This is a genomic window from Blochmannia endosymbiont of Camponotus modoc (genome assembly GCF_023585785.1).
Classification (GTDB): Bacteria; Pseudomonadota; Gammaproteobacteria; order Enterobacterales; family Enterobacteriaceae; genus Blochmanniella.
Window position 1 is genome coordinate 112,300 of sequence record NZ_CP097765.1, and the last position, 13,131, is coordinate 125,430.

General features: G+C 29.4%; 9 protein-coding genes. 7 read left to right on the forward strand and 2 right to left on the reverse strand.

Annotation, left to right across the window (positions count from 1 at the left end):
* Window positions 1-64: 64 nt before the first annotated feature.
* Both infA and trxB read right to left on the reverse strand, forming a co-directional pair.
* Window positions 65-283, reverse strand: a complete 219-nt coding sequence (gene infA, locus M9396_RS00465; protein WP_250256711.1) for a translation initiation factor IF-1 — start codon at window positions 281-283, stop codon at window positions 65-67.
* A 502-nt stretch (window positions 284-785) separates the two neighbouring features.
* Window positions 786-1,742 (reverse strand): thioredoxin-disulfide reductase, encoded by a 957-nt coding sequence (trxB, locus tag M9396_RS00470; protein WP_250256712.1) that lies wholly within the window; start codon window positions 1,740-1,742, stop codon window positions 786-788.
* Between the two features lie 640 nt (window positions 1,743-2,382).
* Here trxB and M9396_RS03340 point away from each other — a divergent pair.
* From M9396_RS03340 to rpsA, 7 genes are all read left to right on the forward strand, one after another.
* Window positions 2,383-4,764: a DNA translocase FtsK gene (locus M9396_RS03340; RefSeq protein ID WP_250256713.1), complete on the forward strand. Its 2,382-nt coding sequence runs from the start codon at window positions 2,383-2,385 to the stop codon at window positions 4,762-4,764.
* A gap of 116 nt (window positions 4,765-4,880) precedes the next feature.
* Window positions 4,881-5,498 (forward strand): outer membrane lipoprotein periplasmic chaperone LolA, encoded by a 618-nt coding sequence (lolA, locus tag M9396_RS00480; protein WP_250256714.1) that lies wholly within the window; start codon window positions 4,881-4,883, stop codon window positions 5,496-5,498.
* Between the two features lie 776 nt (window positions 5,499-6,274).
* Window positions 6,275-7,561 (forward strand): serine--tRNA ligase, encoded by a 1,287-nt coding sequence (gene serS / locus M9396_RS00485; RefSeq protein ID WP_250241132.1) that lies wholly within the window; start codon window positions 6,275-6,277, stop codon window positions 7,559-7,561.
* Between the two features lie 338 nt (window positions 7,562-7,899).
* Window positions 7,900-8,988 carry a 3-phosphoserine/phosphohydroxythreonine transaminase gene (gene serC / locus M9396_RS00490; protein WP_250256715.1) on the forward strand — a complete coding sequence of 363 codons (1,089 nt, stop codon included), beginning with the start codon at window positions 7,900-7,902 and terminating at the stop codon, window positions 8,986-8,988.
* Window positions 8,989-9,118: 130 nt separating this feature from the next.
* On the forward strand, window positions 9,119-10,417 hold the full coding sequence (gene aroA, locus M9396_RS00495) for a 3-phosphoshikimate 1-carboxyvinyltransferase (RefSeq protein WP_250241124.1): 1,299 nt from the start codon (window positions 9,119-9,121) through the stop codon (window positions 10,415-10,417).
* Window positions 10,418-10,544: 127 nt separating this feature from the next.
* Entirely contained in the window at window positions 10,545-11,264 is a 720-nt protein-coding gene (gene cmk, locus M9396_RS00500; RefSeq protein ID WP_420022211.1) for a (d)CMP kinase, read from the forward strand.
* 73 nt (window positions 11,265-11,337) lie between these two features.
* Complete coding sequence (gene rpsA, locus M9396_RS00505) at window positions 11,338-13,032, forward strand: 30S ribosomal protein S1 (RefSeq protein WP_250256716.1); 1,695 nt, start codon at window positions 11,338-11,340, stop codon at window positions 13,030-13,032.
* Window positions 13,033-13,131: the final 99 nt, after the last annotated feature.

The following is a 13,131-nucleotide window of genomic DNA, read 5'->3' on the forward strand; positions in this document are numbered from 1 at the left end:
TTTCACATTGGATATTAACGGTGTTAATATATAATATATAAAAGTTTAAATTAAGTTTTGATTATTATCGGCTACGGAAAATAATCCTTCCTTTACTTAAATCGTATGGTGTCAGTTCAACGGTGACTTTGTCTCCTGTTAATATTCGAATGTAGTTTTTTCTTATTTTTCCAGAAATATGTGCTACAACGACGTGTCCGTTTTCTAATTTTACACGAAACATCGTATTAGGCAAGGTATCTAATACTGTACCGTGCATTTCGAAACTATCTTCTTTTGTCATTATGATCTCTAAAAAATTAAATAAACGATTCGGAATTTTCTCATAAGATTAGAAGCTAATCAAGTGTTGATTTTATTCGTACGATAATTGAAATATTTAATTTTAATAAATTTATTAGAAAAGTTCATTTTTTGTCAAATACAATTACTACATTATAACTATAATAATAGACTATAATTGGGATCTATATTATTAGAATTTGGTTACTTGTTTCATTTGCTTTAGACGTCATATATATTACTTACTGCTTCAGTACAAATCCTGTTTTTGTTTTGTATTTTATGTATTCAGATTGTAATATATTCACTATATATTTGTGTAGTTAACTCCATATATCTATTCAACGTTGTTGCTACGTATTCTGAATAGCACTAAACATTATTTTTTTTACTTATTAAATATTAATTTTTATTTTTAGATTTTGTAAGTACGAATAATTATATATTTTATTTAAAAATTAATGGATAGTTTTATTTGAATTTTGTTTTATTTGTTTAGTATATTAATGCATAATAGTAGATAAATAACGTTCAGCGTCTATTGCAGCCATACAACCCGATCCAGCTGCAGTAATTGCTTGACGATAGCTGTGATCCATAACGTCTCCTGCTGCGAATATACCTGGAATAGAAGTGGCTGTTGCGTTGCCGTTCATACCGGAATGTACACAAATATATCCATTGTTTAATACGAGTTGATCATTAAATATAGAAGTGTTTGGATTGTATCCAATGGCAATAAATATACCTTGAAGATTTATTATGTGTTCCTGATGTTGTACTAGGTCTGTTATACATAAACCGGTAACATCTGTACCATTACCTAATATTTCTTTAACAATATGATTAGTATGCAAAACAACAGTACCGCTGTGTACTTTATTCATGAGTCTATTAATTAATATTTTTTCTGCACTAAATGTAGAACGACGATGAATCAGATGAACCTTAGAAGCAATATTAGATAAATATAAACTTTCTTCTATTGCTGTATTACCGCCTCCAATAACTGCAACAATTTGTTGATTAAAAAAAAATCCATCACAAGTAGCGCACGAAGATACTCCCTTTCCTTTATATTTTTCTTCAGAAGGTATACCAAGGCTGCGAGCATATCCTCCTGTACTTATGATTAAAGCATCACATGTATATTCATGTGTATTACCGTATAAACAAAAAGGATATTGTTTAAAATTTACTTTAAATATGTGATCAGAGATAATTTCTGTGTGTAAACAAGAGGCGTGCGTATTCATACGATTCATCAACATAGGTCCAGTGAGATTTTTTGGATCTCCAGGCCAATTTTCTATATCTGTAGTAGTATTTAATTGACCTCCTATTTCTAATCCAGTGACTAATACAGGATTTAAATTAGCTCGTGCAGCATAAATAGCTGCGGTATATCCGGCGGGTCCTGCTCCTAATATGAGTAGTTTGCAATGTTTTTTTATTATCATAATAATTGTATCTCCTTATATGCTGATTAAGTATATTGTAGTAAGCATTATATTTTGGTTTCTAATATTAATAGAAAACAGATGCAATATTATAATTTAAAAATAAATTATTACTTAGTTTAAATTATTCTTAAAAATCATATTTTTCTATGTATGTTTCTATGCATAGAAATGTATTTTTAACGATATTAATGTTTGATCGGATACATAATTCTTATGTAGTTGCAAATAAGGATCGCAGTCAAAACTACAAATTTTATTATTATATAACAAAATTACTGTAATTAATACTAACTCACACAAAAAATCGTATGTATTTGCGAGATATGTTTGCAATATGCATCAAGCGTTTTATATAAACTTAAAAGTATTTGTTAGTTTTATTAGGATTTTAATTTTTGTTAAAGATATATATGGTGTTGAAGTAATATATTTGAAACATTATTTGTTTATAACTTCATAAATTAGAGCATATATATAGCATGTATATTGAATCCATGACACAATGATATTATGTGCAATTGTTTATATGAATTAACAAACAGTATCATTATTACTTAAATATAAAGCAATACTTGATATAAATAAAATAATTATTACATAAAAATGATTATCAATACTTAATTAAGAGATATCTTTAGTGATTAATGTTATATTGATTGGTGTAAGTATAATTTTATTATATTTAATTATTTCATTAATTAGTTTTAATCCTGCAGATCCTGGCTGGTTACAGACTATGTGGGATGGATCTATTCATAATGTTGGAGGTATGTTAGGAGCGAAAATTTCTGATTTTTTATTTTTTATTTTTGGTATTCCAGTTTATATAATTCCGTTATTTCTCTTCTTTTATCTTTGGAAAATTTGTGTGCAGGGTATGCGTATTACTGTTTTTATTTTTATATTTAAATTAATAGGTATCTTGATATTATTATTCGCGTGTTGTGGATTAGCTCATATAACAATCGATAATTTTTTTTATTTTTCTTCTGGAGGCATAGTAGGAAGCATATCGTATGATATTATTTCATCTTATGAAAAAATGACTCATCATGTCAGTATAATTTTATTTTTTTTAATTGGAATTATTGATATTACAGTGTTTTTTAATAAATTTTTTGGGATGATTCTAAAAACTATTAAGAATCAATTATTTAATTATTTACGCTATTTAAACGCATTATTTTTTTTTACAAAAAAATATCGATATCAATTTATTCATCAAAAATCGTGTGCTAAACGACTCATGTATCCATTGGTTTTTTCTACACAAGATCCTAATTTTTTTAAAAATTTAAAAAATGATTTATTAAACATACAAATCATCCCTGATGTATCTAACAATATTAGTAGATCTACTAAGCAATTTAATCCTATTTTAAAAAATAATTCTTTTAAAATGAAATGCATTTCAGCGATAAAGATATTTAGTCAAGGTCTCGATTTTATTGAGCGCTTGTTATTTTGTTCTAAACTATGGATAAGCAGGGCAGGTTACAACGATTATCAAAAAAAATATGTGACTAATGTTGTTTATAAAGGAAAAAATTGTTCTGTAAAAATTAATAAATTTGATAAAACAATTTGTAGTAGCAATGACAATATACATTGTGTTGACAAAAGAGAACAAAAATATAATGTATCATTGATACAAGATTTAAATGTAATACGTACTGATAGAAATAATATTGATCAAAAAATTCCCGTATTTGTTAAAAAAAACATAAAACAACATGTACCTTTGTTTAAATATAAAAAAATCCCCACGGGACATCCTACTCTATGTTATGACAATCGTGCTGCTACTTTTCCAGATATAGGCTTATTGACTACATCTTCTTCAGAAAAAACAACGATAGACTTCTTGGAATTAAAAAAAATTTCTCAATTGTTAGAATCGAAACTATTGGAATATCACATTATAGCAAATGTGGCTAATATTGTTCCTGGACCGGTAATTACTCGATTTGAGTTGAATTTATCACCGGGTATAAAATCTTCAAGAATTTCTAATTTATCACGCGATTTAGCTCGTGTTTTATACACAAATTCTGTTAAAGTGGTAGATGTAATTCCGGGTACTCCATATGTTGGATTAGAAATTCCTAATAAACAGCGCAGAACAGTATATCTAGGAGATATAATTGGTTCAGATCAGTTTAGGAATATCAATACTCCATTAGCGTTGGTCTTGGGAAAGGATATAGCTGGATACCCATTAATTGTAGATCTTAAATCTCTACCTCATTTATTAGTTGCCGGTACTACTGGATCAGGTAAATCTGTGGGGATTAATGCTATGATTATTAGTCTTTTATATAAAGCTACGCCAGAAGAAGTGCGTTTTATTATGATTGATCCTAAAATTTTAGAATTATCAATATATTCAGGTATTCCTCATCTTTTAAAACAAATTATTACCAATACACAAGAAGTTTATGAAGTATTACAATGGTGTGTAAAGGAAATGGAGCGTCGTTATAAATTGATGGCTATGCTCAGTGTTCGGAATTTAGAAAATTATAATAGCCATATAACGCAATTTTATTCTAAAGAATATGTAGCAAATAATATTATCAGCAAATATGTGAATAATAATACTGCATCTTGTTCTAATACATTAGACAAATTACCTTATATTGTAATTATTGTAGATGAATTTTCAGATTTGATGATGACTACAACAAAAAAAGTGGAAGAATTAGTGATTCGTTTAACACAAAAGGCTCGAGCTGCTGGGATTCATGTAATATTAGCAACTCAAAGACCATCAGTGGATGTAATTACTGGGGTAATTAAAGCAAATATTCCAGCTCGTATAGCTTTTACTGTATCGAGTAAAATAGATTCTCGTACTATTCTTGATCAATCTGGAGCAGAATCTTTATTAGGTATGGGCGATATGTTATATGTAGGGCCTCACTCGTCCATGGCTACTCGGGTACATGGAGCCTTCATAGAAGATCGAGAAATACATGCAGTAGTTAATTTTTGGAAAAATCAAACGATTAGTTCATGATCCTTTCTGAATAATCAGAATTATTATATCTTGTATAGGGATGTATATATACAGATATATAATGTTATTGTTTATTTAAACAAATATATAATGATAATGGAGATAATTAATTCAGAATGACGAAACAGATAATATATGCTGTTTTTTTAAGCGTTATTATAGCTATTACGGTAGTAGCTGATGATGCATCTGTTTTTGTTTTACAAAATCGCCTTAAAAAAATAAATAATTTTTATGTACATTTTATTCAGAAAGTTATTAATTCTGATAAAAATGTGGTGTTAGAATACCATGGAGAATTATGGATAAAACGTCCTAATTTACTTAATTGGCATGTGATATCCCCTGAAGAAAATTTTTTGATATCTGATGGGAAAACACTTTGGTTTTATATTCCTTCTATCAAACAAGTTACTGCGTATCGGTTGCGAAACTTTTCTGATAATATTTTTTTTATGTTATTTTCTAGTCACAATATACATGAATGGAATGAATATACTGTATCCCAGCAAGGGGATTTTTTTTATTTAATACCGATAAGTAATGATTTTAATTTAAAAGAATGTAGAATTAAAATTACTGATCAGGGTATAATCGAGAAGTTTAGTATTTTCGAAGAAAAAGGACAACGTGTAGATTACTATTTATTAGATCAAAATAATAATGACATTGATATAAGTAAGTTTTATTTCGCTCCTTCTAAGGATATCCAAGTAGACGATCAAAGAAAATAATATCTATTAGATATTTTAATTTAAATTTTTGTTAAATAAATAAGAAAAATTATTTTTTTATGCGAGATATATACCAAAAGTCATATAAAGTACGTTCAGTTAATTTTTATTGATATGTTGTAAGGAATTTGACGTGTATCGCGATATCTATATAATAAAAGAAATTTAGAAAATGTTGTAGTTCGATATTCCATAATAATAAAACATATTTGATTATTGTATTATTTCTATATTAGTTTTCACGAAATATTAACAGAATACATATTTTGTATTATCGAAAGATAATGGAAGTATTATTATGAGAATGTATATGATTTTAAAAGTCATATATATATGACATATATCTTTGTTCTTTAATAAAGATGCGGTAAATTCATTTGAATTGTTTTTAAGTTATTGCCTATATAATATATGGGTGTGTTTATATATGAAAGAGGTATGTTTTTATAAAAGAATCAAAAAAATACTATAAAGTAGTGCTACTACTGTGCATAGTGTGCAAATGTGTTGTGTTTACAAACATTAATTGTTTTTAGATATTTTTAAAGAGTTAAATTGGATAGGCACTAGGAAAGTGCAAATATGCACTTGAAATATCATTAACATAATAAACCATGAGATTTTACATTTGGTATAGTGAATTATATGATATTGTGGATTGTAATAAATAATAATATGGTATGAATTTATTATAATAGTGTAAATTTGTTGTAGTTGTGAAAAAATATATTATTAGTAAAATTAGTATATGATAAAACGAATAGTATAGGTTAGATATGATTGATCCCAATTTGTTGCGCAGTAATCTTGATTTGGTTGCTAAAAAGCTTGCTCGTAGAAAGTTTATACTAAATATTAATAAATTTCGTCAGCAAGAGAGTTTGAGAAAAATTTTACAAAAGAAAACTGAAAGTTTACAGACAGAACGTAAAGCTAAGGCTAAAATTATAGGAATAGCTAAGTCTCGTGGAGAAAATGTAGAATTTTTATGTCAAGAAGCATATGTTTTAGGAAAAAAATTAACTTCTCTTAAACTTGAAAATAAAGCATTAAAAAACAGGATTAAACAATTTGAGTTATCTTTACCGAATATTCCAGATGATCAAGTGCCTTATGGATTTAGAGATCAAGATAATTTAGAAATTATGCGTTGGGGTAAACCGGTTCAATATAATTTTCCAATACGGGATCATGTAGCGTTGGGCGCATTAACTAATGGTTTAGATTTTGCTAACGCAACAAAATTAACTGGATCACGTTTTATCGTAATGAAAGGACAAATAGCGCATTTGCATCGCGCTTTGTCTCAATTTATGATAGATTTGCATGTTAAATGTCATGGATACGAAGAGTATTATCTACCATATTTAGTAAATCAGGAATCTTTATATGGTGCAGGTCAATTACCAAAATTTTATGAAGACTTGTTTCATATGCAACACTTACAATCTGAAACCAATCCATACGCATTAATACCTACCGCTGAAGTACCTCTAATCAATTTAGTTCGTGATGTAATTCTTGATGAAGAAGAATTACCCATTAAGATGGTTGCTCATACTCCATGTTTCCGTTATGAAGCAGGATCATATGGTCATCATACTCGTGGATTAATTAGGATGCATCAATTTGACAAAGTTGAAATGGTTCAAGTAGTACATCCAGATAAATCTATGCAGATATTAGAAGAAATAACTAGTCATGCGGAGAAAGTATTGCAATTACTTAAATTACCATATAGGAAAATATTATTATGCACAGGAAATATTGGATTTTCTTCGTGCAAAACATATGATTTGGAAGTATGGCTTCCAGCGTATAATGCTTATTGCGAGGTTTCTTCTTGTTCAAATGTTGGAGATTTTCAAGCGCGTCGTATAAGAGCGCGATATAAAGGAAGAATGCATAGAAAAACGAGATTATTACATACTTTAAATGCTTCTGGAGTAGCAATAGGTCGAGCATTAGCAGCGGTGCTTGAAAATTATCAATTAGAAGATGGACGAGTGGCGATTCCTTCGGTGCTATATCCTTATATGAGTGATATAACACATATTAATTGAATATTAATTTTTAAATATAGGTTTTTGGTTTAATTAATTGTTATTATTATTGTTAAATAAATAAATGTATATATTTATTATGAGTAATTAGATCATTGAATTAAAGATAATAATAAGAAAAATTCATTATTTTTGATAAAAAAATTTTATTTTTTCATTGTACATTGAAAATGTTGTTTAGGATAAAACAAGAGTTTTCGTTTTATTATATTGAATGAAAATTTCAATACAGTGTGTTGCTTAACATTATTTTATATTTTTTAATTATTATTTTCAATAGTAGTTCATTATGAAGGATACTGTTTTAATTAATTTAATTATTTATGATCGATCATTATATGAATAAAGTATTCAATTTTAGCGCGGGTCCAGCAATGTTGCCAAAACAAGTTTTAAGGCAAGTTAAAGAAGAATTATATAATTGGAATAATATGGGCATATCTGTCATAGAGATAAGTCATCGTAGTAAAGAATTTTTACAATTAATGCAAGAAGCGAAACAAGATATGCGTGATCTTCTTGATATTCCAGAAACTTATGAAGTTTTATTTTGTCATGGTGGGGCGCGTGCACAATTTTCTGCGATTCCTATGAATTTATTAAACAAATCTTCAGAACGAGTTGATTATATAAAAACTGGGTATTGGGCATACAATGCAGCAATAGAAGCAAAAAAATATTGTGATCCACGTATAATTAATGTGGTCGGAAAAAAAAATGGACTATATAATATTCAACCTATATCTAAATGGGATGTTTCTGAAAATAGTCTGTATATTCATTATTGTCCTAATGAAACTATTGATGGAATAGCTGTATATGAAACCCCAAATTTTTCTGATAAAATAGTGGTAGCAGATTGTTCTTCAACTTTATTTTCGGGTCCACTGAATATAAACCGTTTTGGTATAATTTATGCTACGGCTCAAAAAAACATTGGAATATCTGGTTTGACCGTAATAATTATCAGAAAAGATTTACTGAAAGAACCTTACCGAGTAGTACCTTCTATTTTAAATTATAAAATTTTAGCTGATAATTTCTCAATGTTTAATACGCCTGTTACTGTATCTTGGTATGTTGCTAGTTTAATGTTTAAATGGTTAAAAACACAAGGAGGCTTAAAGGAAATTAATAAACGTAATCAAGAAAAATCAGCTCTTTTATATAATGCTATTGACTCTAGTAATTTCTATTATAATAACATTAGTTTATCTAATCGTTCATATATGAATATCCCCTTTTTTTTAGAAAACAATAAATTAAATGATCTTTTTTTAAAAGAATCAATATCTTTCGGATTGCATGGTTTGAAAGGACATAAAGTAGTGGGGGGTATGCGGGCATCTTTATATAATGCCATGACATTAGAAGGTGTAAAAAAATTAATTAGATTTATGAAATTATTTTCTGAAAAATATCGCTAATTAGATTCAATCGATTGCTATGTCCATGTGTTAAATCGTTAAATGCAATCACATATTATTATTGTAAATGGTGTATTATGAGTTATTAATTTCAAGAATTAAATTTTTTTATATAAAAAGTTGGTGAAAAATGAATGATTTTATCAAATTAGCTCCTATAAAAAAAATACAGGGAACCATTCATCTTCCTGGTTCTAAAAGTATATCAAATCGAGCATTGTTGTTAGCAGCTCAAGCTACAGGTACTACTCAGTTAACTAATTTGTTGGATAGCGATGATGTGCGTTGTATGCTGGATGCTTTACGTAATCTAGGAGTATCATATTGTCTTTCAAATAATAGAAAAACTTGCGAAATTAATGGTGTTGGTGGTCCGATTCAATCAAAAAATAATAATCAATTAATTTTGTATTTGGGAAATGCCGGGACTGTTATGAGACCTCTTGTTGCGGCATTGTCTGTAGAGATTCAAAATATCGTGCTCACCGGTCATCCTCGTATGAAAGATAGGCCGATTGCACACTTAGTAGATGCCTTAAGACAAGGAGGAGCGCGTATTGAGTATATGGAACGTGATGGTTACCCTCCCATACGATTGTATGGAGGGTATTATGGAGGCGAAATTTTTATTAAAGGGAGTATTTCTAGTCAATTTTTGTCATCTGTGCTTATGATGACGCCATTAGCTTATCGAGATACTCTTATTAAAGTAGACGGAGCATTAGTATCCAGACCATATATTGATATGACTTTGTCCCTTATGAAAATTTTTGGAATCAACATACAACATGACAATTATCGTGTTTTTTATTGTAAAGGAAATATGGCATATCAATCGCCTGGGGATTATTTAGTGGAAGGAGATGCCTCGAGTGCTTCTTATTTTTTAGCAGCATCAGCTATTCGAGGGGGTACTGTTCGAGTTATAGGAGTCGATCGCAATAGCAGACAAGGAGATGTTTATTTTGCGAATATATTAGAAAGTATGGGAGCAAAGATTGCTTGGGGTGATAATTATATAGAGTGTACCCGTGGAGCTGATCTGAATGCTGTTGATTTAGATGTTAATAATATTCCAGATGCAGCAATGACTCTTGCTATTACTGCATTATTTTCTATTAATGGCCCTACAATATTACGTAATATTTATAATTGGAGAGTTAAAGAAAGTGATCGACTAGCGGCAATGGCTACCGAATTACGTAAAATAGGAGCGGAGATTGTGGAAGGTTATGATTATTTACAAATTACTCCTCCAGTTCAAATAGAATCAGCTTATATTAATACTTACGATGATCATCGTATAGCGATGTGTTTTTCTTTGGTGGCATTATCGGATGTTTCTATTATAATTAATAATCCTAAGTGTACCGATAAAACTTTTCCAGATTTTTTTACACAATTATCTAGTATTAGTATATTGCAATAAGTATTCTATACAGTGTGGTGTTCATATATAATTTAAATCGTACATATGAAATTTATGATCAGTAAATTTTATTAAAATATTAAATAATTATTATATAGTGAAGATTGTGCGCTACAAGGGGATAATTGTGAACAACATATTTCCAGTTATTACTATTGATGGCCCAAGTGGAGCAGGAAAAGGGACTTTATCTAGGAGACTATCAAAAATTCTTGGATGGAATTTGTTGGATTCGGGAGTGATTTATCGAGTGTTAGCATTAGCAGCTTTAGAAAATAAAATTGATATTAATTGTGAAGAAAAAGTAGCAGTACTTGCTGAAGAGATACAGATAAGTTTTATAAATAGAAAAAATAGTTTTTTTGTACCCTTTAATGGTAAAGAAATTAAAAAAGATATTTATACAGAAACTATAGGAAATTATGCATCTAAAATCGCTGCTTTTTCGAAAGTACGTAAAAATTTATTGACATATCAACGTACATTTTGTCAAAGTCCAGGACTTATTGCTGATGGGCGGGATATGGGAACAGTAGTATTTCCTAATGCGGAACTGAAAATTTTTCTTTATGCTTCTTTTAAAGAAAGAGAGCGCCGTAGATTACATCAGTTACAGAAAAAAAATTTTGATGTTAATTTTAAGTTTTTATTCTCGCAAATAAGAGAACGAGATGATCGTGATTGCAATCGAAAATCAGCACCGTTAACTCCTGCGATTGATTCATTAATATTAGATTCTACTCATTTATCTGCTGAAGAAGTAAAATCTAAAGTACTGATGTATATTAGAGAGAGTCTAGTATTCTCATCGAGAGTACTATATAATACTACGCATAATCAAGGATAGTTATGATATATTTGTTATAACCCCACCAAACATGGAATGGGGTGGGGTTAATTGAAAATTGAAGATTATAAAAATGACAGAATCGTTTGCTCAGCTATTTGAAGAATCTTTAAAAAAAGTAGAAACTTGTCCTGGATCCATTGTTCGTGGAGTTGTTGTTGCTATTTTTAAAGATATTGTGTTGGTCGACGCAGGATTAAAATCAGAATCTGCTATTCCTATTGAGCAGTTTTATAATGCTCAAGGAGAATTGGAGATTTCAATTGGTGATTATGTTGATGTTACATTGGATGCAGTAGAAGATGGGTTTGGGGAGACTATTTTGTCTCGTGAAAAAGCCAAACGTTATGAATCTTGGGTATCATTAGAAAAAGCACACCAAGATATGACTACTGTTACAGGTGTTATTAATGGAAAAGTAAAAGGAGGATTTACTGTTGAACTAAATGGCGTACGAGCTTTTTTACCTGGTTCTTTGGTAGATGTTAAACCAATACGTGACACTTCATTTCTAGAAGGGCAAGCATTTGAATTTAAAGTAATCAAATTAGATCATAAACGCAACAATGTTGTAGTGTCGCGTCGCGCAGTGATTGAATCTGAAAATAGTGTTGAACGTGATCAATTGTTAAATCAATTACATGAAGGAATCGAAATTAAAGGGATAGTTAAAAATTTAACTGATTATGGCGCTTTTATCGACTTAGGAGGCGTAGATGGGCTGTTACACATTACTGACATGGCATGGAAACGCGTCAAACATCCTAGTGATATAGTAAATGTTGGAGATGAAATTATTGTTAAAGTATTAAGATTTGACCGAGAGCGTATTCGCGTATCTTTGGGTCTAAAGCAATTAGGTGAAGATCCATGGGCGGCTATTGTTCAACGCCATAAAGAAGGAAGTAAATTGATAGGACAAGTAACTAATTTAACTGATTATGGGTGTTTTATTGAAATTGAAGATGGAGTAGAAGGATTAGTGCATGTATCTGAGATGGATTGGACTAATAAAAATATTCATCCTTCTAAAGTAGTGACAGTAGGAGAATCTGTTGAAGTAATGGTATTAGATATTGACGAAGAGCGCCGCAGAATTTCTTTAGGATTAAAACAATGTAAAATTAATCCATGGCAGAAGTTTTCAGATATGTATAATCGAGGCGATCGGGTTACGGGAAGGATAAAATCAATTACTGATTTTGGTATTTTTATAGGATTAGAAGGAGGGATTGACGGTTTGGTGCATCTTTCTGATATTTCTTGGTATTTATCTAATGAAGAGGCTGTAAATAAGTATAAAAAGGGTGACGAAATAATTGCTGTAGTTCTTCAAGTCGATGCAGAACGTGAACGTATTTCTTTGGGTATAAAACAGTTAACGGAAGATCCTTTAAATGTGTATTTATCCGCTCATAAAAAAGGAAGTATGGTATCTGGAAAGATTCTTTCTATAGATGAAAAAGGGGGAGCTACTGTCACATTGGATGATAATGTGGTAATTGGTTATTTATCTATTCCTGCCGTATCAAATAATAAATCTACTCATAAGAAAACATATATGTCATTACACATAGGCAATGACATATATGCAACGCTAGACGGGGTAGATCGTAAAAATAGAATCGTCAATTTATCTACATGTAATATATGCGATCTAATTCAAAAACCAGAAGTCAACATGATTGATAACCATGTCAAAGAGAAAGATAAGAATTTTTCTAGTGTCATGGTTGAAGCATTTAAAGCGGCAACTAAAAATGAGTAATTATTTTTTTATTAAATAATTTTTATATATGAAATCTATTAATATGTTAGAATGAAATAATTATAGATAACAAGAAACAAATTAAGTGAATAAATATTT